Origin of the sequence: Bacillus zhangzhouensis (genome assembly GCF_000715205.1) — a bacterium.
GTDB lineage: Bacteria > Bacillota > Bacilli > Bacillales > Bacillaceae > Bacillus > Bacillus zhangzhouensis.
Genome location: NZ_JOTP01000003.1, coordinates 159,851 through 183,210 on the forward strand (window position 1 = coordinate 159,851; position 23,360 = coordinate 183,210).

Below are 23,360 nucleotides of genomic sequence, written 5' to 3' on the forward strand. Positions count from 1 at the left end.
GAGTGTAGCTTCATGCGCATAGACACATCGCCGATCGCAAAAGCGTCAGCGCCGAAAGTGAAACGTGTTCGGAAAAAATGGAATGGAGATCAGCTGCTTGCGCTGCTATTTTTAGCCCCGTCAGCTGTTTTATTATTCATCTTTGTTTACGGCTTTATTGGCTGGACAGGATATGTTTCATTATCAAACTGGACCTCGCTTGTTCCAGATTTCTCTTTCGCAGGACTTCGCAATTATGTCATGCTGTTTCAAGATTTCCGTTTTCAGTCAGATCTACGAAACACGGTCTTTTTTACTTTATTCTTTATTGGAGCCGTCATTGCCTCTGGGCTCACACTTGCGATTTTACTAGACCAGAAGATCAAGGGTGAATCTCTTTTTAGGAATTTATTCTTCTTTCCGATGGCCCTTTCCTTCGTTGTGACAGGTGTCGTGTGGCAATGGATTTTAAATCCGTCAACTGGGGTGAATTTATTTTTGAAAACGCTAGGCATCCAGCCCAAGTGGTACACGGATACGAATATTTTAGCTGGATTTGTCTGGGGGAAAATTGAATTTGGTGTACCCGCGGCAATGATTGCAGTTGTTATTGCAGCTGTATGGCAAATGACAGGGTTCTCACTTGCGATGTATTTGGCAGGTCTTAGAGGAATTCCAGAGGAAGTGAGAGAGGCTGCTAGAATGGATGGAGCAACTGAGTGGCAAATCTACCGAAAAATCATTTTTCCGCTTTTAAAACCGATTACTGCAAGTGTCATTATTATCATGGCTCATATTTCTTTAAAGATTTTTGATTTGATTTACTCAATGACAGGACCAGGGGCGAACTTTGTTACGGATGTTCCGGGCGTTTACATGTTTGAAATGACCTTTAGAGGAAACCATTATGCAGGCGGAGCCGCCATTGCGATCGTCATGCTGATCTCTGTTGCGGTGTTTATCGTGCCATATCTCTTGTCAAGCCGGAAGGGGGCTTCCTCATGACAGCCAGATGGTTTGTTCGTCCAGTTCTGTATGCTTTATTGATTCTGTGCAGCCTCTTTTTTCTCATGCCTGTCTATGTCATGCTCGTCACAAGCTTGAAGCCTTTAGGTGAAGTCACCCTTGAGCAAATGTGGTCGCTGCCATCAACGCTTAATTTCTCTAGCTATCAAATCGCTTTTGAAAAGCTATCGCCCAATTTGATGAATTCACTTTATCTTGTCATTCCTGCTACCTTATTGTCAGCCGTATTAGGTGCGATGAATGGCTATGTCCTATCCAAATGGCGTTTTAAAGGGTCGGAAGTGGTTTTTACGTTGATGCTGTTTGGTATGTTTATTCCATATCAAAGCATTCTCATTCCACTCATTCAATTTTTACGTGAAGTCGGATTGTATAATTCGATTCCAGGTCTAGTGCTTGTCCATGTCGTATATGGTCTTCCGATTACAACACTCATGTTCCGCAATTTCTATGTGGGCATCCCTGATGAAATGATTGAATCGGCCAAAATGGATGGCGCAGGGTTTATCGGGATTTTCAGACATATGATTCTTCCGCTTTCGATCACAGGGTTTGTCGTGGTCGCCATTTGGCAGTTCACGAATGTGTGGAATGAGTTTTTATTTGCGGTCACGATGACCACTGCGGAGCATCAGCCGGTGATGGTCGCCTTGCAAAATCTATCAGGCAGTCAAATTGTGCAATGGAACGTCCAAATGGCAGGAGCTATATTGGCTGCACTGCCGACACTTTTGGTCTATATTCTGCTCGGAAAATACTTTGTGAAAGGGCTTCTCGCAGGCTCTGTCAAAGGATAAAAAAAATTTCATGTTATCGTTTTCATTGGAGGTGTTGAAAGGATTGACTTCTCTTTAGATAGCGTCATAATAAAAGTTGAGACTTGCTAGTTTTTCAATGCTTGGCAAGGATTATCAAAGGGTAGGAAAGGGAGGAGTCATCCTGAATGAAGCAGTCACCAATTTTTTTACTGCCTGAATTGAAGGAGAGAATATGGGGAGGTACAGCCTTAAGGGATCAATTTGGCTATGATATTCCTTCTGATCAAACGGGAGAATGCTGGGCAATATCTGCTCATCCAAACGGACCAAGTGTCGTGCAAGACGGTCCATATAAAGGGAAAACGTTGATCGAACTATGGGACAATCACAGAGAATTGTTCGGGGGAATAGAAGGCGATCGCTTCCCGCTGTTAACAAAAATTTTAGATGCAAACCAAGACTTGTCCGTTCAAGTTCATCCAGATGATGATTATGCTGAAAGACATGAAAATGGAGAGCTTGGAAAAACAGAGTGCTGGTATATCATTGACTGCAAAGAAGGAGCAGAAATGATCTATGGGCACAATGCAAGAACAAGAACTGAGCTTGTGACCATGATGAACAGCGGAGATTGGGAAGGTCTTTTGCGGCGAGTGAAGATTAAGCCTGGTGATTTTTATTATGTGCCAAGCGGTACCATTCATGCGCTATGCGAAGGAACGCTTGTCCTCGAAACGCAGCAAAGCTCAGATACAACCTATCGGGTATATGATTATGAACGAAAAGACCAAGATGGCAATGAACGTGAACTTCATTTTGCGCAAGCCATTGATGTCACAACGGTTCCTCATGTAGACGGTTATGCAGATGAATCAGTCGAAACACGTCGAGGAGTGACCATTAGAACATTTGTAGAAGCAGAATATTTCTCTGTGTATAAATGGGAAATAGATCAAAAAGTAGAGCTTTCGCAAGATTATCCATTTTTGCTGTGCAGTGTCATTAATGGAGAAGGATCTTTAGAGCATGACGGGAATACATATCCACTGCCAAAAGGAGCCCATTTTATCCTGCCAGCTGAAACAGGGAGCTTCTCGATGGAAGGATCTTGTGAACTGATTGTGTCACATATATAAAGGAAAAGAGGACTTCAAGAGGGTCCTCTATTTTTCTATTGCATAAATGACTTGAAAGAAGACTTGTTTTTGTCGATAAAGAGATTAGTAGACTATTATGCAAAGTTAAGAGAGGGACAGGGAACGTGAAAAAAACCATCAAGATTATGTTACTCGCAGCTGCCTTTGGTATGACATTACACACGGGCAAAGAAGCGCAAGCAGCCTCCTATGTCGATCAATCCATTTATACGATTAGCACCTCAAAAGTATTTACGACAGAATCAGAAGTGAAAAAAGCAGTAGAAACACTGAAAAAAGATAAAAAGTGGACAGCAAGTTATCAAACGTCAGGGAATACGACGACCTATCAGCTCACTGCCTCAGGATATGACTCAAAAGATGCAGCGAATGCAAGTGCTGCGGCGTTAAAAAAAGAGGTGGGCATAAATGGCACTGTGTCTCCAGTTGGTGACCGCCTACCTTTACAAAAGGTCGTATCTGACCCGATCAACGATGAAAGTCAGGCGAAAAAATTCTCGCTAGAGTTAGCAAAAACTTCAGGGCTAAAGAGCTCCTATGAAGTCATCAATCAAAGCAGACCTTCTTATCAGGTCATATCAGGAACCATTGATTCTGAAACGAAAGTCAAAACCATTCAAACAGAACTACAAAAACAGGCTGGAGTCACGAGTACATACCAAACCGAAAACAAAGCTGGCACCGTGTATCAGCTGATCTCAGGCGGTATTGTTGGACAAAGTAAGGCGAATACCATTCTGCAAGGTTTTCAAAAGGAATCTGGTTTAAAAGCAGTGCTCCAAACGGTGGCAGCAGGGAAGCCATATTACTTCGTCACATCAGCTGCACAAACGAACCAGTCTAAAGCCCAAACACTTCTGACCCAGCTGCAAAAAGAAGCAAAAATCAGCGGGAAGATTCAGAAGGCAGGAGCCGCTAAAAATGTCTATAGCATGGAGTCAGGCTATTTCAAAGACAATAAACAAGCAGCCTCAGCTGCGGCTCAAATTAAGAAACAAACCGGTGCTGCAGGTACTGTGCAGCGAGTAGGGAAAACAAAAAATTATATCGTGAAGCTCAATCAATTGAACGATACAGCTTACGCAAAAACGGTTGCTTTTTTCAAGAAAAAGAAATGGCGCTATACATCCAAAAAAATCTCTTCTACACAGCCATATCAAGTAGTGACTGGGAACCTTTTAGGAGATGATCAAGCGAAAAAAGCGACGACCTTCTTCCAAAAGAAAAAGGTATCTGCGACAACGAAAAAAACAGGCAAGGCATCTGATAGCACGTATCGACTCGTCGTCAATCAAGCAACTGACCAAGCAAAAGTAAACAAAGGTGCCGCATACTTAAAGGCGCAAAAAATCACAAGCAGCATCACGACAGGTAAGGGACAAGCCGTCAGCCGAGCGTATAGTCTCAAGACAACACCTGTATATGATCAAAGTAAAGTCAAGCAGGCGCAAGAAATCATCAAGAAAAACGGGGTAGCCAGCAGTACAAAAACGCTGACAGAAGCTGTCAAGCAATACCGTATCACGACAGAGGCGACTGTGAATCAGACAAAACTGAATCAAGCACTTAGCTATTTGACGAAACAAAAAATGAAGGCAGCTGCCCAAAAAACGGGTACAACCGATTATGGTCAATATCAAATGAAAACAGGAGTCATTGCGACTGCTGCTTTGAGAGACCAAGGCATGGCGTTTTTTAAAAAACGGAATGAAACAGCTGTTTATACAACAACAACGAAACCAGCCTACAAAATCATCATTACGCAGCAATTTACAGGATTACCAGATACGAATGCGGCCATTGCTTTTGTGAAAAGCCAATATGGCTGGACAGCCACAGCCACTAAAATCAAAAATGGCCCAATGGTCATGCAAACGAATTATAACCTGACTGTTAATGAGATGGTGAACAAACAAATGAAGGTGTCACCACAGACAGATGGTGCGGCCTATGTCTATGCGACATATGTGGACCCAGCTACGTCAACAGTGAATACGGACGGTTTAAATGTTCGTTCTACACCTGATTCAAGCTCTGCAAGCAACATCGTGGCACAGCTCAACAAAGGAACAAAAGTGAAACAGCTCGGGAAAGAAGGCAATTGGATCAAGATTAGCCTTGGCTGGAGAAATGCGAGTTCAGCAGAGGTGCAAAAATATGTAGACCCAGCCAATATTGCTGAGGGCACTCAATCATATTTTCAATTTCTCAAACTCTCTGAAGCTGCGAATCTAAATCCAACTGAAGTCAATTCGAAAATTTTAGCAGGCAAAGGAATTCTTGCCGGAAAAGGACAAGCCTTTATTACAGCTGCGAAAACGTATCATATCAACGAAATCTATCTGATTTCTCATGCACTGCTTGAAACAGGTAACGGAAGTTCGATTCTAGCGAACGGTACGAAGTTTAATGATAGGATTGTATATAACATGTATGGGATTGGCGCATATGACAGCAATCCGAATTACCTCGGTGCAAAGTATGCGTATGAACAGCAATGGTTCACGCCGGAGGCAGCCATTATTGGCGGGGCAAAATTCATTGGCAACAGCTATATCAATAACGCAACATACAAACAAGACACCATTTATAAAATGCGCTGGTCTAGTGCAGCGACTCATCAATATGCTACGGATATTGGATGGGCATATAAGCAAGTCACTCGTATGTATAGTTTGTATAACTTACTTGATAACTATACGCTGTATTATGATATCCCGGTTTATAACAAATAAAAAAACGTCCGTGCTTCCTAATGAGAAGCCGGACGTTTTGTGCGTAAGAGCTGTTTTTCAATAAATGATAAAAGCTGTTCACTTGATTGTCCCTTTGAGTATTGGTTCCATTCCTCAGCAAAGGCTTTTAATGTATCCTGATTGGCTGCTTCGTTTAGATGCAAAAGCTCCTTCAAGAGCATGTCTTGAGTGACGCAAGCCTTTCCGGGAATGATGTCTTCATAACGATCGACTAAGCCCCGTTTCTTTCGATAAGTCTCTAGATCATAAGTGAAGAATAAAACAGGTTTTTCAAGCAGTGCATATTCAAACACAATCGACGAATAATCCGTAATCAGCACATCGCAAGCACAGAGCAAAGGATAGAGCGGCTGATCGGATACATCAAATATCCATTCACCATCTGTTTCTGCCTTCGCTAAATGTTTAACCGCAGGATGAAGTTTGACGAGCAGGATATAGTCGCCATTCAGCTCTGTCTGCAATTGCTCCTTTGAAAAGGGCAGGACAAGACCGTCCATTGCATAATCTCGATAGGTCGGTGCATAAAGCAGCATTTTTTTTCCTTTAGGGAAATCATCCGGCTTCAAGGAAGGCGAGCGCTGATCATAGTACACATCCGTGAGTGGCACACCTGTTGGTAAAAAACGTTCGTCATTGATCCCAAACGATGACTTGAAAATCTCACGCATGTGATCTGAACCCGTGACGATAAAATCGAAAGACGCATAGACCCGCTTGAAGCGTTCAATATCACGTGCACTCCGTTCCAAATTTGACGCGTCTTCAAGGCCAAACTTTTTCAAAGCGCCATTGGCATGCCATACTTGAATACAGGTTGTAGTGGGCCTGTTTCTTAGCACACTTGTCATGAGAAAGTAATTATCCGTCACAACGACCTTGCTTTTCAGCATTGTATAAATACATTGAATGAGATGGAATGGATTTTTTTCATGAAAATAGCGAAATGACAAATGAGGCTCGTCCTTTTCTATATTGGAAGCATGCTTCGTATAGAGGACTGTCAGCTTCATCGTCATATTCGCTTGTTGTTGATAAGTATCAATGAGAGCAGCCGCATTCTCCTTGAATGAAACAAGCAGCGTCACCTGGTTTTCACGAGGTTTTACGCCGCTCATCAGCCATCCAATAAAAGAAACGAAAGCTGCATAGCATGAAATAATTATTGAGCGTATAGTCATCATTGATCAGTCTCTCATAGCTGCTTCGTCTGATCCTTTACTTGCTCAGGATAGTAACGTTTTTTCCCTTTGTTTTCTTTCAATACAGCAAAGGCGTACTTTGGAATATTCAGCATTCGTTTCCATCTCCACGGATTGACAATCAGTCTGTACAGCCATTCCGTATTGGTCTTGATCATCCAGCGAGGTGCACGCTTCACCGTTCCGCTAAATACATCGAAGCTTCCGCCTAAACCGATGCAAACAGCCTGCGGGAATAAATGGCGGTATTCATAAATAAAGTTCTCCTGGTTTGGATAACCTAAAGCAACGAACACCATATCTGCTTTCGAGCGTGCAATTTGTTTCGCCACGAAACGCTTATCAGCTTGATAGCCGTCACAGCTTCCTGCAATGACCACATTTGGATATTCCGTATCAATTCGCTGTTTGACAGCCTCAAGCACTTCTTTTTTTGCACCATATAAAAAGACACTTTTAGACTGCTTGTTTGCAAGGTCAAGCATAGACATGAAGACATCAAAGCCTGCAATTCTTGATTTCAGCGGACTTTGTGTCATGCGTGACATCAACACGACGCCCACACCATCTGGCAATACATAATCTGCAGAAGAGACTACTTGATGGTACGCATCATCCTTCATGACGGCATAGCCAATCTCTGGATTCACAGTCGCAATCATGGCGCCTCTTTTCTGAGAAATATGATGCTGGTTGATATAGCTGATAAATTCATTTAAGTCGCCGTTTACATAAGAAAGGTTAGAGACCACTTCTGTTTGCATTGTTTAGACCTCCTTTTTCATCTTGTTATCTATGAACGTTCATTGTAAATTCATTCTTCGCCTACTCATCATTTTATCACAGTTGCTCCATGAAATATTAACAATAACTTTACAATCCTTTAAATTTCATGACAATTTGATAATTTCATATAATTGATGATCAGTGAAACATTGATTTTTCGGTCTTTTCCTCCCGTGCCCAGTAAATTGGAAATAGTTTGTCTTTACATCTGCTTAACGTTTGATGGGCGCTGTGATATAATGAGGTTCCGAAGAGCGAAAATATGATCGAAGATAATAGGATTACGGATAAACATTACTGCATGAAAGGCAGTCGAATAAGGAATGAAGAAAGGAGTTTATGTTTGCAATGAAGAAAGTTATTACTTACGGTACATTTGATTTATTACACTGGGGTCACATTAAGCTGCTGGAGCGTGCCAAGCAGCTTGGAGATTACTTAGTAGTGGCCATCTCTACAGATGAGTTTAATTTACAAAAATCAAAAAAGGCTTATCACAGCTACGAGCATAGAAAGCTGATTTTAGAAACGATTCGTTATGTAGATGAAGTCATTCCAGAAAACAGCTGGGATCAAAAAGTCCGAGACGTGCAAGAGCACGACATCGATGTGTTTGTCATGGGAGATGACTGGGAAGGTAAATTCGATTTCTTGAAAGAGCATTGCGAAGTCGTATACTTGAAGAGAACAGAAGGCATCTCTACAACACAAATTAAGGAAGAAATTGCAGGACTTTAATAGATCGAAAAAAAGTACTTCTTATCTTTTGGTGAGAAGTGCTTTTTCATGTAAAATACAATAGAAAGTCATCATTATTTTTAAGGAGAGCTTCCTTTGTTTCAAAATTGGATGAAGAAAAAAGTTGAACACACATTGGATCAACCTGAACAACATGAAACAATGATATCAGCTGAAATGCCTGATATGGACTACTACTTTATTATGGGTGATGTGCCAAAACAGGACGAGAGCTTAACGAATTCGTTAAAAGCAAGAGTAAAGCCATTGGCTGAGAAGCATAAACGTGCTACGATATTAACTTTGAATTACGATGCAAATGTGAAGGAACGGATTCACAGCATGGAGGAGACCTTTCATCCTCAAATTGACATCATGAATGTATTTGAACACTACATTCTACCGGAGAGCGGGAGTAAAAGACGCTATTCGGAGTTTATTGCAGGTGAAATATCGTATTCGATCAATGAAGCAGTCATCCCAGCAGACGAAGTGACCATTCAGGTGACCAGATATGAACTGCCCTCTTTCCCCATTTGTTATATTGATCAATATAATGAAGAGCAGCAATTAGTGAAGAGGGAAGAATACAATTGGGATGGAGCTTTGCGCAGAGTACAAAGCTTTGTTCCTCATACAGGTGCTCTTTACTTGGAGGAATTGATCAAGGATGATGGCAGCATCTTTATGGAGATCATTTACTCTGGTGATGCAAAAAAGAATCCAGTTCGTCATATCAATTGGTATAAAAAAACAGGAATTCAAACATTTACAAAGAAAACAGATATAAAACAACAATGGCTATCCAGCGTTCAATCACAAAATGACCGTCTGAAGCTGATGATCACAGAGGACCGGGATCAGGATCGCCACCTGTTTAAAATAGATCAACCTGAAACAACTTATTATGCTGCATTTGTGCATGATGCCCATTATGAAGAAGATCCACATCAACACTATTCACAGTATGGAGAATTATTTAAACAAATAAGGAAACAGCAAGTGGATGCCGTCTTCTTTGGGGATACTAAGCATAAAGAAGATGTCGAGAAGATATTGGGAGAACAAGCCTATTTTTATCTTGTGCCCTCTGACGAAATGTCTGTTTGGAATAGAGCCCTTCACCATATGCTCGAAAATCGTGAGCGTAAAGATGAACTGAGAAGGGTCATGGACCGTACGAAATGGGTCCTGCGTGATCTAAGCTCTGAACATCATGTTCTTCATCTTCAGCTTGAGATGAAAGACGAAATGAGCCGTGCGGATCATGTGCAAATAGATTTCGCAGGATATGATCGAGCCAATGGAGCTGAAATCATATCTCAAACAATCGATGAAAACCATCAAGTCAGCTTCCCAATTGGTCATTTTCAAACAAAGAAAAACATTGACCTCAACCAAACGAAATATGTTGATTTTTACATTCGCTTTAAAACAGAAGAACTTCAAGAAGTTTTGCAGCGTCTAGAGGTAGAGGGCGAGCTGCTCACCAATAAACCATCGTCGATCGATGGATGGTCGTATCAAACGAAACAAGGAAACTATTCTTGGAAAGTGAAATAACGATACAACACAACGGTAAGATTTCTGAACAGAGGAGATTAACGATTAATGATTGAAGAGGGAATTCATAAGAAGAGTGTCGTTGAAGGGTTAAAAAATCATCATGAGAAACTAGAAATGTTCATTCGCATCGACGATGACATGCCGTTAACAGATAGAGAATTTTATTTGTTTATGAGGGAAAGGGTATCAAAACAAGAACTTTTCCTTCCGCTTGTTCATCAAGAAGAGAATCTTTTTAAATTGGTATTGAGTGAAGCATCGTTACCGCTTGCGCTAGAGCAGGGCCAGACATATAACCTGTATGTCACGGACTATCTGAGCGCAAACAAAGAAGAGGATGAAGACGAGCTTGAGGACTCAGCCTATGACTCTGATTCGGAAGAAGAGGAAGACGAAGTAAAAGAAGCGGATAATTCCGAGGTAGAAGAGAAAACGCCATACTATAAACGTCGTTTAAAAATGGAGATAGAGAAGCCAGAGCTGACTTTCTTAGAAAATAAAGACGCGATGCTATATGTCATTCCGTATCGCACAGACAAAGGGAATGCATCTTTCAAAATCAAGCGTGAGCTAAAGGTTGTGAAATTTCATCACATCGAGCTCAACAAAGAGTGTACGTTATCTTTATCTGGGTATGCAGGTGTTCTAAGTGCGGAGCATCCTTATCAGATCAAGGAAGTAAAGCTTCTGTTGAAGAAAAATGGTGAAGAACCAATTGAGCATCGCTTTCCGGTAAACACGACTCATATAAAAGATGAAGTGGCCAAGTACCGTGATGATCATCAAGCACCACAGCTGTATGAATTTTCAGCAGAAGTTCCTTTGCAGGAATTAATTTATTCCTTAAACAAACGCTTTGTATATCGCTTCTACCTTGAATTTGTTTGTGATGTGAACGGAGTAGAGGAAATATTAACAACTGCTTCTTTAGTACTTGGAGATCGCTCAAACAAACTCAAAGGTCTTGTTCAAATTCATAAAAGAAACGATGTACCTATTCGATATGAAGTGTATCGAAAGAAAAAGAGACAAACGCTTGGTATCCGAATTAATGATTACACAATGAAAACACGTGCGAAGTACTATGTCAAAAGCAAGTGGAAGAAATTTAAAAAGCAAATCGGCAAAATCAAAAAAGTCCGCAATCGTCTTGTGACAAGGACCTTCCAAACGACCTTTAAGCTAGCGAGTAAGCTGTCTGTTAAAAAGAAAACCGTTGTTTTTGAAAGCTTTAATGGAAAACAATTCAGCTGTAATCCGCGTGCTATTTATGAGTATATGAAAGAAAATCACCCTGAATATACGTTGATCTGGAGCGTCAAAAAAGGGCATGAACGACCGTTTAAGGAAAAGGACATCTACTATATCAATCGTCTGTCACTTAAATGGATTGTTGCGATGGCAAGAGCCGAGTATTGGGTCGTGAACAGTCGTTTGCCGCTTTGGGTCCCAAAACCAGACCATACAACATACTTGCAAACATGGCACGGTACGCCGTTAAAACGACTGGCGATGGACATGGACGAAGTGCATATGCCTGGAACAAACACGAAGAAATACAAAAAGAATTTCACGAAAGAAGCATCGAATTGGGATTATCTCATTTCTCCTAATGCCTACTCGACTGAAATCTTCACACGTGCGTTCCAATTTGAAAAGACCATGATTGAGTCAGGATATCCGAGAAACGACTTCCTTCACAATCAAAACAATGAAGAAACGATGAGGGCACTCAAACAAAAAATGAATTTGCCGCTTGATAAAAAATTGATCTTATACGCACCGACATGGAGAGACGATCAATTTTATAAAAAAGGGCAGTACAAATTTGATTTAGACCTTGATCTGCATGAGCTAAGAGCATCTATCGGAGACGAATATATCATCATTCTTCGTATGCACTATTTAGTAGCTGAAAACTTTGATTTAGGGCCATATGAAGGCTTTGCCTATGACTTCTCTCATTATGAAGACATCAGAGACCTTTATATGATTTCTGATCTGCTCATCACAGATTACTCATCCGTGTTCTTTGATTATGCAAACCTCAAACGTCCAATGCTGTTCTATGTGCCAGACATCGAAACATATCGTGATAAGCTGAGAGGCTTCTACTTCGACTTTGAACAAGAAGCACCTGGACCGCTTGTGAAAGAGACAGCAAGTGTCATTGACTGGGTAAGAGAAACAGAACAACCAACCTTTGCATTACCAGCTTCATTTGCACCGTTTTATGAAAAATTCTGCTATTTAGAGAGCGGAGAGTCATCGAAGCGAGTCGTTGAAGTAGTGTTTTCTGAAAAATAGTAAAAAAAAAGTACCGTTCCTATCCTTTTGAACGGTACTTTTTTGGTTTTTTTATTCCATTGTACACATATTTAAAAGTAATGGTAAAAATAAAAAAACATAGAAATTTAACAATAAACATGCTAAATTTAGATAAGATTATCCGGTACTGTAAATATGCTGAAAATAATATAGAGGTGCTTCAATGTACAAACTTTATCATAATTTTATAGAAATTCTCAATTTAGATGAACATAAGTTAGCATTATATATTGACAAGATAGAGAAATTATGCACTTTTGAGTTTGAAAAGTTAAATGTAAACGAATCAAAGTGGATCTGTGAAATTAATGTAAAAGATCAAATGATTTTTGAATCCACAATAGATCATTCTAATGAAATGATCTATCTCTATTCTAAGGATCAGAATTTATATATTGTGAAAGAAAGCTCAGACATGATTCAACCCAATCAGATACATCCTATTGAAATTAACAATCAATTTGAAAACATCTATGTCAAACAATTAGGGATAGACCGTTACGGTTTATATCGAGGCGAAGAAGAACTGTTATTATTTTCAGGGCTGCTGAACGTAGATGAGATCAACCAGAATTATAAAATGAATTTGACCATTAATAGGACGGATAGAAGATTTGTTGACATCTCCTTTATCATATACAGTCCTTTCCACTTTGTGATTACATACGATTGTCAAAATAAAGAACTAAATGTAAGAAAAATTTTGTTTGATGTGATGCAGGAACATAAAGATATTGAAGTAACTGTGAATAACCGTAATCAAATCAAAATTTTAAATAAGGTAACGCAGCAAAAGAAAATCGTCAATTTTAGACTTGTTCCTAGATACCAGCCACTCAAGGTTTTTGGTAAAGATACCTTAGAGCAATTCAAAGAAGACAACATTCTTAATATTTTGGTGATTAATAAACAAAGATATTATATATATGTAAGAACAAATGGCGTTTATTTAGTGAGAGGAAATCCATATCTCGTCACAAAACATACGTCAAGATTACGCATTTTTAGTTTGTTTAATAGTTTTTATATTTATGGAAGACTGACTCATTATGCATATAATTCAGACCAAAAATATGAATATCTTTATATTAGAAACTCTGACCACAAGCTAGCGAGATTTATGAGACCTTTTAGAAAGATTAAATTTCTGAAACGGTATGGTTTCTTTAAAATATCGTTAAATGATCTTGATTTAGATAGCAGAATCCACAATAACTTGTTCGTAGGAAATGATAACCGAATTATCCATAGTTTAAGATTGAAAAAAAGAGATAAAAAGGTGAAAACATATATCACGAAAAAGAATAGGGACAAGCTTCAAGTGCTAAGAACAAATCTGTTTGGGAATGTGACATCAACCATTATTCCTTATTCTCAGGAATATTCTTTATTTAGTAAAGTGAAAATAAAAGTAGCGAGTATCTTATCATCATTCTATAAAGACAAAAAGTATGGTGTGAATTTGTTTTTTGAGAAAAAGAGTGACAAAGCAGATGAATCAGCTATTAGAGTTTATGACTATATACAGGAAAATTGTCAAACGAACTCAAGAAATTACTTTATTCTTAATAAGAAATCAAGCGCATATCCATCACTAAAAGCTAAATATGGAAAAGGAATCATTCCGAAATATAGCCTGCGACACTATTTAAGTATCTTTAACGCCAGCTATTTTATTTCGAGTGAGTTATCTAACCATGTTCTGAATGATAGATTATACATTGATCATCTCAGAGAGAGAATCATGAGTGTCCCACTCGTATTTTTACAACATGGCATTATGTTTGCCAAACCAGTTGATAATCCAATGGCCTTTGGATTTCATAAAGACAAAAACCAATATAATATTTATAAATCAGTCATCAGCTCTGAATTAGAGGCCGGTGAATTTTATAAAATGAACTATGACCGTGACGACTTGATTTTGACAGGTCTGGCAACCTTTGATCATGCAAAATTAGTAGACGGTGCAGACAAGATAGCCTTTATGCCAACTTACCGATATTGGGAAGAGGGGCTTATTTATACGAATAGAATTGAAGAAACATCTTACTATAGAGTTCTGATCAAAATCATTAAATGTTTTGAAGAAGCAGGTCTTCTTGATCGTCTTTTAATTGTACCGCACAATAAATTCTCGCAGTACGTTTATCAGAATCTGCCGCAGTATAAACATATTATTTCTGATAACCCATCAGAAGCGCTAAAAGTGTCAAAAGTGTTTATCACTGATTATTCTTCTGCTATTTATGACGCACAATATAGAGGAGCCTACCCTATTTTTTATTGGGAAGAGAAAGATTACTTAATTAGACAGTACAAGGCTATTCCTCCTGTGAACGAAGAAAATGCACCAGGACCGATAGCATATAACACACAAGACCTCATTCGTATTGTCAAACATGCGATCGATCATCAGTATGTTGTGGAAGATGAATATAAAGAAAAGTATTTGAAGATCAATAGCTTTAACGATAATCAAAATACGAAAAGAATTACGGATTTCTTAAAAGAGCATCAAATTATCTAATGTCTTAGGACACCCTGAATCTACGATCGAAAGGATTCAGGGTTTTTTTGTCTTCTAGTTTGAAGTACACGACTTTTGTTATAAGATGAAATGTGAATCGTTATCTGTTACAATTATGAGCGGTGCTTTTTAAAAAAGTAATCCCAAAAACTTATATCTAAGGAAGATTAGAATGAACGCAATGTTGACGATATTAAAGGAGCAAGTCAGCTCATTTCCGCTGATTATGCGACTTGCTGTTTATGAAACAAAATCAAAATATCAGATGAATTATTTAGGTGTTTTATGGCAGTTTTTAAATCCATTGATTCAAATGCTGGCTTACTGGTTTGTTTTTGGTCTGGGCATTCGCGGGGGACAGCCAATTGTCATTGGAGGCATGGAGGTTCCATTTATCATTTGGATGCTTGCTGGATTAATACCGTGGTTTTTCATTAGTCCGACGATTCTTGATGGATCAAACAGTGTGTTTAAACGCATTAATATGGTATCGAAAATGAATTTTCCGATTAGTGCGCTGCCGTCTGTGGTGATTATGTCCAACTTGTTCAGCTACTTTGTCATGATGGGTGTCTATCTGATTGTGCTGATTTCCTATGGCATATATCCCGACGCGCATTGGCTACAATATATATACTATCTTATTTGTATGATCGCGTTTATGTTTTCGTTTAGTTTGTTTAATTCAACGATTAGCGTACTCGTGAGAGACTATCAATTTCTTTTACAATCAGTGACACGCTTACTTTTCTTTTTGCTGCCGATTTTTTGGAATATCTCAGAAAAGCTGACTGGAGACAAAGCGTGGATTGGAGATATATTAAGACTGAATCCTCTTTTCTACATTATTGATGGTTTCAGAAATAGCTTGTTAAAGGGAGAATGGTTCTTCCATGATGTGAAATATACGCTTTATTTTTGGCTGATTACCCTTCTTCTTTTAACAGTCGGTTCATTGCTTCATATGAAATTTAGGGATAAATTTGTCGATTTTCTTTAATAAAGTAAGGAGATTATACGATGAAACTAAAGGTTTCGTTTCGAAACGTATCCAAGCAATACGTCCTATATAAAAAACAGTCGGATAAGATCAAAGGGCTGTTTTTTCCTAATAAAAATGAAAAAGGTTTCTTTGCTGTTCGTGATGTGTCCTTTGATGTATATGAAGGGGAGACGATTGGTTTTGTAGGGATCAACGGGTCTGGAAAATCAACGATGTCAAACCTTCTAGCGAAGATCATTCCACCGACAAGTGGTGAAATTGATATGGACGGGCAGCCTTCGTTGATTGCCATTGCGGCAGGGCTGAACAATCAGTTAAGCGGTAAAGACAACATTCGTTTAAAGTGCTTAATGATGGGGCTGACGAATAAGGAAATAGACGAGCTTTATGAAAAAATCGTAGAGTTTGCGGATATTGGCGATTTTATCGATCAGCCTGTAAAAAGCTATTCAAGCGGAATGAAATCCCGTCTAGGCTTTGCCATTTCAGCACATATCGATCCAGATATTCTTATTATTGATGAAGCGTTATCTGTCGGAGACCAAACGTTCTACCAAAAATGTGTGGATCGAATCACAGAGTTCAAAGAACAAGGCAAGACGATCTTTTTTGTCAGTCACTCCATTAGTCAAATCCAAAAAATCTGTGACCGGGTGGCTTGGATGCATTATGGTGAGCTTCGTATGTTTGATGATACGAAAAAGGTTGTAAAAGAGTATAAGGACTTTGTTGATTGGTTTAACAAGCTTTCCAAGAAAGAGAAGAAAGAATACCAACTGAAACACAAGGAAGGTCGAAAAGGCGTACAAAAGACAGCAAAGGTGTCTCGTTATAATGAAAACGGGAAACGACGTTCATTTTTTGGACCAGCATTTCAAGTGACCATTATAGCGGTCTTAACCATCTTGCTTGCCCTTTCTATGTTTTCGGATCGCCCGCTTCGTACGCTAGCAACATTTGGTGCAATACCATCAGATAAGACAGAGGTGCCTCAGTCAAAGAATCCTAAGACGAAGGGTGCGCCTGATATGAAAAAGGTGGATCAACAGGCCGTTGTCACGGCAGATCCAGTGACGGTTTACAAAGATCAAGCCATGAAAAAAAAGGCGGATGTCACTTTACCATTTGGACAAGAAGTACAGGCTGTGGCTGAAAATAAACAAACTGTTCAAATCAAAACAGCGTCAGAGACGTATTTTGTGAAACCTGATGCACTGCAAGCTGCAGATGAATTGAAGCCATTATCCATTGGACCAGGACAGTTCAATTCCTATGTATCACCTGCATCAGCAGGTTCGTATGAGTATTTACTTTCTTTCCTTGGAAAAGAAGAATCTGTGCTTCAGCAAAGAATGCAAACGCTGAGCTCGATCAAAAGTGATCAAGGCGACACCATTGAGCGATTGACCACAGAGAAAACCGATTATGTGATTCAAAATGGTCAAGCACACGCGATTGTGTTCCGCGAGATTATGCCAATTTCTCCTTCAACACTTGGGTTGACAGAACAAAATGTCTGGATGAATGAGAAACAGACGAAATTCGCAGTGAAGGGCGAAAATAACCTGTTTGTCATTGATAATGAACAGCATACGCTGACGATTTCAGCGATCAAATAAAAAGCTGCCGATGCCGGCAGCTTTTTTTAATTGGCTTCTTCTTTTTCAAGAAGCTGTTTCATAAATGGAATGAGTTTCTTTTTCAGATCTTCATCCTGAAGGGCAAACTCAAGAGTCGTTTCAATGAAACCTTGCTTCTCTCCGACATCATATCGTTTTCCTTCAAAATCATAGGCAAATACACGCTGGATGTCATTGAGCTTTTGGATGGCATCTGTCAGTTGAATTTCTCCGCCTGCACCAATTTCTTGTTGATCGAGGTACATAAAGATCTCTGGCGTGAATATGTAGCGGCCTAAGATGGCTAAATTCGATGGAGCTGTTCCTTGCGGCGGCTTTTCAACGAAGTTCTTCACCTGATAGCGACGTCCTTCTTGTGTAAGAGGATCAATGATCCCGTAGCGATGCGTATCGCTGTCTGCTACCTGCTGAACGCCGATCACAGATGAAAGGGTTTTTTCATATTCATCCATCAGCTGGCGAAGCCCAGGTGTTTCGGCTTGAACAATGTCATCACCTAGTAAAACAGCAAAAGGTTCATCACCGATGAAGTTACGTGCGCACCAAACGGCGTGTCCAAGTCCCTTCGGTTCCTTTTGACGTATGTAATGAATGTCAGCAATATTAGAGGACTTTCTCACCTTTTCTAAAAGCTCGCTCTTCCCTTTTTCCTCAAGGTTCCGCTCAAGCTCTGGTGCAAAATCGAAATGGTCCTCAATGGCTCTTTTTCCTTTTCCAGTGACGATAATAATGTCTTCAATTCCTGATTCAACAGCTTCTTCAATAATATATTGAATGGTTGGTTTATCAACGATTGGTAGCATTTCTTTAGGCATGGCCTTTGTGGCAGGGAGGAAACGTGTCCCGAGACCTGCAGCTGGTATAATGGCTTTACGTACTTTTTTCAATGAACTTTGCACCTTCCTTACATAGATAACCGATTTAATCATTCAATGTGTGTTCTTGGTCGTCTTATTAAAGTGTAACTTACAAATCATAGGAAAGACAAATGATTTCACTAAAATGAACTTTAGTAATTCATATTTTATATGTTAAATGTAAAGGAAAAAGAAATATAACGTTAATTCAATGTTAAATTTCTTTTTTTATATCATTAAATTTATCCTCCAAATTGTGTATAATTGAAAGTACTATACTAGGAAAGAGGCATAAACAAGTGAAAAAACTAAATGTAATGACTATTTTCGGTACTAGACCTGAAGCAATCAAAATGGCTCCACTTGTCCTTGAACTTAATAAACATCCACAAATAAATTCAATTGTCACTGTAACAGCTCAGCATAGAGAAATGCTTGACCAAGTCCTTGAAGCTTTTTCTATTACGCCAGATCATGATCTAAACATCATGAAACAGCGTCAAACATTATCAGAAATCACATCAAATGCACTGTTGAAGCTAGATCAGTTATTCCAAGAGGAAAAGCCTGATATTGTCCTTGTTCATGGTGACACAACGACAACCTTTGCGGGAAGTCTGGCTGCTTTTTATCACCAAATTTCTGTTGGTCATGTTGAGGCAGGCCTAAGAACACACAATAAGTATTCACCATTCCCAGAGGAATTGAACCGTCAAATGACAGGCACCATTGCCGATATTCATTTTTCACCTACAAATGAGGCGAAGCAGAATCTTTTGGTAGAAAATAAAAAAGAAGAGACCATATGTGTGACAGGGAATACCGCCATTGACGCTCTGCAAACAACGGTCACAGAACAGTATCAACATCCTATTTTAGAGAAAATAGGCACAGATAAAATGATTTTGTTAACAGCTCATCGCAGGGAGAATCTTGGCCAGCCGATGAAAAACATGTTTAGAGCGATTAGACGTGTTGTAGAAGAGTTCGAAGATGTACAAGTCGTATACCCTGTTCATTTAAATCCTGCCGTTCGTGATGCGGCTCAGACGGAATTCAGTGATCTCGATCGTGTGCACTTAATTGAACCGCTTGAAGTGGTTGATTTCCATAACTTTGCGGCAGCTTCACACTTTATTTTAACGGATTCTGGCGGCGTGCAAGAGGAGGCTCCTTCTTTAGGGAAGCCAGTATTGGTGCTACGTGACACAACGGAACGCCCAGAAGGCGTCAAAGCTGGCACGCTCAAGCTTGCTGGGACAGATGAGGATACCATTTACCAGATGACAAAAGAGCTGCTAGAAGACCAGCAAGAGTACGACAAAATGTCGAAGGCTTCTAACCCTTATGGTGATGGACAAGCGTCGAAACGAATCGTTCAAGAGCTCCTTCATCGTTTTGGATTAAGTGAAGAAAAGCCAGCCCCATTTCAATCATAAAAAAAGAAGACTACATTCCTGTAGTCTTCTTTTTTACTGTTCCAAACTTTCCTTCAATTCCTTCTTCACTTTCGCTAAACTACTGTCATCAAGCTGGTAGTAATAAATGTTATTGATTCGTGTGCCTGTGCCTTTCAGCTCGTGCTGTTTCACACGCTTTCTAGCATCACGATAATCATTCATCATCGTCCACATATCGTCAAATGACATGTTTGTTTTCATGTTATTTTCTACAACTTTGAACATATCGCCGAATTTCGTAATGGATGAAATGTTGGCACCTTTTGCAATGATGCCTTCAATCACTTGACGCTGTCTTTGCTGACGTCCGAAGTCACCTTTTGGATCTTGCTTTCTCATTCTTGTATAGGCAAGGGCTTGATCACCATTCAGGTTAATCTCTCCTGTACCAAATGAATGACCGTCATAGCTGAAAGCAAACGTGCTATTCACCGTGATGCCGCCAAGTGTATCGACAATATCTTTAAAGCTCTCCATATTGACTTTGACAAAATAATCAACAGGTACATCAAGCAGTTCTTCTACTGTATCAGCTGCCATTTGTGTGCCGCCGAATGCATAGGAGTGGTTGATTTTATCCATTGTGCCTTTTCCGACAATCTTTGTATACGTATCACGCGGAATACTTACCATCTCGGTTGTTTTGGTTTTCGGATTCACTGTCATGTATATTAATGTATCTGCACGGCCGCGGTCATTCTTTCTTTCATCGACACCCATCACTAAAATGGAGATCGGGTCTTTTTTACTTAAATCGACATCTTTATCACGCTTATCTGACTTCTTTAAGTTCTCCTGAATGCCTGCGACGGTTGATGCTGCTGTGTTCCAAAGATGATATGCGTATCCGCCAGTTGCTAATACGAATAAGCCAATAATCGATAAAACAATCCAAAGAACCTTTTTCTTCTTTCTTTTTCTCTCAGCTCTCATAATGTCCCTCACCTTTTCTATGATTCTTCCATGATTATAGGTTTACGAATCTTGATAAACAAGTTATTTTTTTACTCTGAACCTAGATATAGACGTTGTAACAAAAAAAAGGTTTCAAAAAACCTTAAATTTACCTTAAAATATTAAGTTATAAGACGATACAAAGACATGAGGTGAAAAAAATGAAGAAAATCGTCGTTTTACCGTTCTTAATACTACTACTAGGTTTCGTGCTCACAGCATGTGGAACGGCTGAGCAGTCCTCAGGAGAAAACAAGACAAGCAGTTCAACTCCTCAGGTGCTGGAAGAAAAAGCTGAATTTATTGGAATGGCTGATGCACATACAGTCGAAGTGAAAAAAGTGAATACGACATTAAGCTATGAGTTTACGGATAATTTTAAAGATGTGTTAAATGAATTTAAACCAGGTGACAAAGTAGAAATCTCTTACTTTATCAATGACAGTGGTCAAAAGGAAATTCAGAAGATAGAAAAACAGAAGTAAAAAAGATGGGCGGGATGAACAAAATTGAAGAAAACAGGCATTACACTAATCGTTCTCATGACACTGACTCTACTAGTTGCACCCTTTCAGTCTGCCACGGCTAGCTCGACAATTTCAGTGAAATTGTCTAATTATATCGGAAACAAAAAAAGTATGGATCTATCTACAACTGGAGAATACAAGCTTTCAGGATCTAATGTCGCTGTTACGAAAAGATATGATGGCAAAAATCGATATGAAGTAGCCAATAGCATCGCATCTGCTGGCTGGTCAAATCCTTCAACCGTTGTGATTGTCAGCCGAGACGCATTTGATCATGCCATTTCTGTATCACCGCTTGCATACAAGCTTGGTGCGCCCATTTTGTACACGAATATTGAAAAGCTGACCAAAACAACAGAAAACCAGCTGAAGAAAATGAAGCCGGATAACATCCTGATTGTCGGTAATACGAAAAGTATTTCAACAGCTGCTGAGAAATCCATTAAAAAGTATGGCAAAGTCAGACGTATTAGTGGAAAAGACAAGTTTGAAATATCCCAAAAAATTGCTAAAGAAATGGGTAACTATAAGCAAGCCGTCGTTGTTGGCGGGAACTCGTTTATGAATGGGATTGCGATCGCATCCTATGCATCGAGAAAGGGATACCCAATCCTGTTAACAAAAAAAGATTCCATTCCGTCTTATAAAATGCCAAGTAAAGTCATCATCATCGGCAGTACGAAAAGTACTGGACAAAAAGTAGAGAATCAAATCAAAAAAACCTCACAGGTGACACGAATCAGCGGTGCCAATCGCTACGAATTATCTGTGAATATTATCAAGAAACTAAATATCAATGCAGATAAAGTCTATTTGGCAAAAGCCGCTAGCTATATTTATGCCATGCCGATGTCGCAATTGGCTGCAAAATCCAACAGTACCGTTGTGTATGTGAAACCGGATTCTGTCACAGCGTCATTAAAAGCACTGCTGAAAGAAAAAGGTACATATGCTTACCACCTTGCTGGTAGCACAAGTGCGATTAAAGATAGCTTGAAAAATTCATTAGCCAAACAAGTCTATCTGAAAAAAAATCAAAACTACCAATTGAATATTTCTAACGGAAAAATTTCATTAAAAGGTATAAAGACGTATAACACATTAAGAGTTGTTCCTGAGAAATATTCAACGAAAAATGTCCTTCAAATTGCAGGAAAGCCTTACTTAGGTAATGTAAACTTTGCAATTGAATCAGGTAATATCAGGCCGACTCTCGAAAATATTCCATTTGAAGACTATCTAAAAGGTGTTGTGCCTAATGAAATGCCTGCAAGCTGGCATGTTGAAGCATTAAAAGCACAGGCAGTTGCCGCTAGAACGTATTCAGTGAAAAGTATTGGAAAAGTCGTACCTGATACAACAGCCTTCCAAGTATATGGAGGATATAACTGGTACACGAATTCGACAAAAGCTGTCGATGCCACAAAAGGAAAGGTTCTGAAATATAACAATCAACTCATTTCAGCAACCTATTATTCTAGTAACGGCGGTTATACAGAGGCAAGTGAAGAAGTGTGGGCAAATGCACTGCCGTACTTAGTGGCCAAAAAGGACACAAAAGATCCGGTCAATGCTTGGACACTTAAACTCTCTAAAAAACAATTAGGCACTACATTAACTGCAAGTACAGCAGCATCTCAGTGGTCTAAGGCAAAAGAGACAAATACAGCCGACCTTGCTGGTCTCAAATCATGGCTTTTGAAAAACAAAGAAACAGCTGCATCTGATATGAAAATCGCAACAATCTCAAGCCTTACGTTTTCAGGGAAAACAAAAGGCCAGCGTGCAAAGACGGTATCCATCAAGTTGACATACCATCTGAAAAACAAGACAGGCACGTATACAGTGAACAAAAGCACAACGGCAAGTATGAAGATGACAGAGTTTAGATCAGTCATGGGCGCAACAAAGGTCAAAAGCACGTTTGCGTCAGTGAAAAACAATACAAATGACTTCACGATTTCAGGAAAAGGGTATGGTCACGGCATTGGCATGAGCCAATACGGAGCCAAAGCTAGAGCTGAATCTGGAAACTCATACTCTTCCATACTTTCGTTCTACTATCCAGGTACGAAACTAACAAACTATTAAAA

The 23,360-nt window shown here is 39.4% G+C and carries 17 protein-coding genes; 13 read left to right on the forward strand and 4 right to left on the reverse strand.

Annotated features, from left to right (window positions below; genetic code table 11):
• Nucleotides 1-12: 12 nt before the first annotated feature.
• The 4 genes from BA70_RS04065 (at nucleotide 13) to BA70_RS04080 (ending at nucleotide 5,655) form a co-directional block, all read left to right on the forward strand.
• On the forward strand, nucleotides 13-984 hold the full coding sequence (locus BA70_RS04065; protein WP_034318513.1) for a carbohydrate ABC transporter permease: 972 nt from the start codon (nucleotides 13-15) through the stop codon (nucleotides 982-984).
• On the forward strand, nucleotides 981-1,802 hold the full coding sequence (locus BA70_RS04070) for a carbohydrate ABC transporter permease (protein WP_034318516.1): 822 nt from the start codon (nucleotides 981-983) through the stop codon (nucleotides 1,800-1,802). The genes BA70_RS04065 and BA70_RS04070 overlap by 4 nt, the downstream gene beginning before the upstream one ends.
• Nucleotides 1,803-1,948: 146 nt before the next feature.
• The gene (gene manA / locus BA70_RS04075; RefSeq protein ID WP_034318518.1) at nucleotides 1,949-2,899 is read left to right on the forward strand and encodes a mannose-6-phosphate isomerase, class I; all 951 of its coding nucleotides are present in this window, start codon (nucleotides 1,949-1,951) and stop codon (nucleotides 2,897-2,899) included.
• A 125-nt stretch (nucleotides 2,900-3,024) separates the two neighbouring features.
• A complete protein-coding gene (locus BA70_RS04080) occupies nucleotides 3,025-5,655 on the forward strand; it encodes an N-acetylglucosaminidase (RefSeq protein ID WP_034318520.1) in 2,631 nt (876 codons plus the stop codon).
• Nucleotides 5,656-5,672: 17 nt separating this feature from the next.
• On the opposite strand, the gene BA70_RS04085 is transcribed toward BA70_RS04080, so the two are convergent.
• Nucleotides 5,673-6,860, reverse strand: coding sequence for a CDP-glycerol glycerophosphotransferase family protein (locus BA70_RS04085; RefSeq protein ID WP_078061641.1), 1,188 nt, complete (start codon nucleotides 6,858-6,860; stop codon nucleotides 5,673-5,675).
• Between the two features lie 11 nt (nucleotides 6,861-6,871).
• Nucleotides 6,872-7,642, reverse strand: coding sequence for a WecB/TagA/CpsF family glycosyltransferase (locus BA70_RS04090; RefSeq protein ID WP_034318523.1), 771 nt, complete (start codon nucleotides 7,640-7,642; stop codon nucleotides 6,872-6,874).
• 370 nt (nucleotides 7,643-8,012) lie between these two features.
• Here BA70_RS04090 and tagD point away from each other — a divergent pair, with 370 nt between their 5' ends.
• The 6 genes from tagD to tagH all read left to right on the forward strand — a co-directional run bounded on the left by tagD (nucleotide 8,013) and on the right by tagH (nucleotide 17,448).
• Nucleotides 8,013-8,402 carry a glycerol-3-phosphate cytidylyltransferase gene (gene tagD, locus BA70_RS04095; protein ID WP_008343212.1) on the forward strand — a complete coding sequence of 130 codons (390 nt, stop codon included), beginning with the start codon at nucleotides 8,013-8,015 and terminating at the stop codon, nucleotides 8,400-8,402.
• A 96-nt stretch (nucleotides 8,403-8,498) separates the two neighbouring features.
• Nucleotides 8,499-9,965 (forward strand): alpha-glucosyltransferase N-terminal domain-containing protein, encoded by a 1,467-nt coding sequence (locus tag BA70_RS04100; RefSeq protein ID WP_034318526.1) that lies wholly within the window; start codon nucleotides 8,499-8,501, stop codon nucleotides 9,963-9,965.
• Between the two features lie 48 nt (nucleotides 9,966-10,013).
• Nucleotides 10,014-12,275 (forward strand): CDP-glycerol glycerophosphotransferase family protein, encoded by a 2,262-nt coding sequence (locus tag BA70_RS04105; protein ID WP_034318530.1) that lies wholly within the window; start codon nucleotides 10,014-10,016, stop codon nucleotides 12,273-12,275.
• Between the two features lie 184 nt (nucleotides 12,276-12,459).
• The gene (locus BA70_RS04110) at nucleotides 12,460-14,826 is read left to right on the forward strand and encodes a CDP-glycerol glycerophosphotransferase family protein (RefSeq protein ID WP_034318532.1); all 2,367 of its coding nucleotides are present in this window, start codon (nucleotides 12,460-12,462) and stop codon (nucleotides 14,824-14,826) included.
• Between the two features lie 172 nt (nucleotides 14,827-14,998).
• A complete protein-coding gene (locus BA70_RS04115) occupies nucleotides 14,999-15,826 on the forward strand; it encodes an ABC transporter permease (protein ID WP_034318534.1) in 828 nt (275 codons plus the stop codon).
• A gap of 20 nt (nucleotides 15,827-15,846) precedes the next feature.
• Nucleotides 15,847-17,448, forward strand: coding sequence for a teichoic acids export ABC transporter ATP-binding subunit TagH (gene tagH, locus BA70_RS04120; RefSeq protein WP_034318536.1), 1,602 nt, complete (start codon nucleotides 15,847-15,849; stop codon nucleotides 17,446-17,448).
• Between the two features lie 26 nt (nucleotides 17,449-17,474).
• Here tagH and galU read toward each other — a convergent pair whose 3' ends face one another.
• Entirely contained in the window at nucleotides 17,475-18,356 is an 882-nt protein-coding gene (gene galU / locus BA70_RS04125; protein WP_034318540.1) for a UTP--glucose-1-phosphate uridylyltransferase GalU, read from the reverse strand.
• Nucleotides 18,357-18,625: 269 nt separating this feature from the next.
• Here galU and wecB point away from each other — a divergent pair, with 269 nt between their 5' ends.
• Nucleotides 18,626-19,765, forward strand: a complete 1,140-nt coding sequence (wecB, locus tag BA70_RS04130) for a non-hydrolyzing UDP-N-acetylglucosamine 2-epimerase (RefSeq protein WP_034318544.1) — start codon at nucleotides 18,626-18,628, stop codon at nucleotides 19,763-19,765.
• 33 nt (nucleotides 19,766-19,798) lie between these two features.
• Here the strand turns inward: wecB and tagU are convergent, their stop codons facing one another.
• Nucleotides 19,799-20,719 (reverse strand): polyisoprenyl-teichoic acid--peptidoglycan teichoic acid transferase TagU, encoded by a 921-nt coding sequence (gene tagU, locus BA70_RS04135; protein ID WP_034318546.1) that lies wholly within the window; start codon nucleotides 20,717-20,719, stop codon nucleotides 19,799-19,801.
• A gap of 182 nt (nucleotides 20,720-20,901) precedes the next feature.
• Here tagU and BA70_RS04140 point away from each other — a divergent pair, with 182 nt between their 5' ends.
• Both BA70_RS04140 and BA70_RS04145 read left to right on the forward strand, forming a co-directional pair.
• Nucleotides 20,902-21,225, forward strand: coding sequence for a hypothetical protein (locus BA70_RS04140; protein WP_034318551.1), 324 nt, complete (start codon nucleotides 20,902-20,904; stop codon nucleotides 21,223-21,225).
• Between the two features lie 24 nt (nucleotides 21,226-21,249).
• The gene (locus tag BA70_RS04145) at nucleotides 21,250-23,358 is read left to right on the forward strand and encodes a SpoIID/LytB domain-containing protein (protein WP_034318553.1); all 2,109 of its coding nucleotides are present in this window, start codon (nucleotides 21,250-21,252) and stop codon (nucleotides 23,356-23,358) included.
• The last annotated feature ends 2 nt before the right edge of the window (nucleotides 23,359-23,360 follow it).

What these genes read in the sequence shown, in the direction of transcription:
- tagD (WP_008343212.1), top strand. Translation starts at nt 8,013, where the DNA reads ATGAAGAAAGTTATTACTTACGGTACATTTGATTTATTACACTGGGGT.
- BA70_RS04085 (WP_078061641.1), bottom strand. Translation starts at nt 6,860, where the DNA reads ATGATGACTATACGCTCAATAATTATTTCATGCTATGCAGCTTTCGTT.
- BA70_RS04140 (WP_034318551.1), top strand. Translation starts at nt 20,902, where the DNA reads ATGAAGAAAATCGTCGTTTTACCGTTCTTAATACTACTACTAGGTTTC.
- manA (WP_034318518.1), top strand. Translation starts at nt 1,949, where the DNA reads ATGAAGCAGTCACCAATTTTTTTACTGCCTGAATTGAAGGAGAGAATA.
- BA70_RS04110 (WP_034318532.1), top strand. Translation starts at nt 12,460, where the DNA reads ATGTACAAACTTTATCATAATTTTATAGAAATTCTCAATTTAGATGAA.
- tagH (WP_034318536.1), top strand. Translation starts at nt 15,847, where the DNA reads ATGAAACTAAAGGTTTCGTTTCGAAACGTATCCAAGCAATACGTCCTA.
- BA70_RS04070 (WP_034318516.1), top strand. Translation starts at nt 981, where the DNA reads ATGACAGCCAGATGGTTTGTTCGTCCAGTTCTGTATGCTTTATTGATT.
- BA70_RS04090 (WP_034318523.1), bottom strand. Translation starts at nt 7,642, where the DNA reads ATGCAAACAGAAGTGGTCTCTAACCTTTCTTATGTAAACGGCGACTTA.
- BA70_RS04105 (WP_034318530.1), top strand. Translation starts at nt 10,014, where the DNA reads ATGATTGAAGAGGGAATTCATAAGAAGAGTGTCGTTGAAGGGTTAAAA.
- BA70_RS04065 (WP_034318513.1), top strand. Translation starts at nt 13, where the DNA reads ATGCGCATAGACACATCGCCGATCGCAAAAGCGTCAGCGCCGAAAGTG.
- tagU (WP_034318546.1), bottom strand. Translation starts at nt 20,719, where the DNA reads ATGAGAGCTGAGAGAAAAAGAAAGAAGAAAAAGGTTCTTTGGATTGTT.
- BA70_RS04115 (WP_034318534.1), top strand. Translation starts at nt 14,999, where the DNA reads ATGAACGCAATGTTGACGATATTAAAGGAGCAAGTCAGCTCATTTCCG.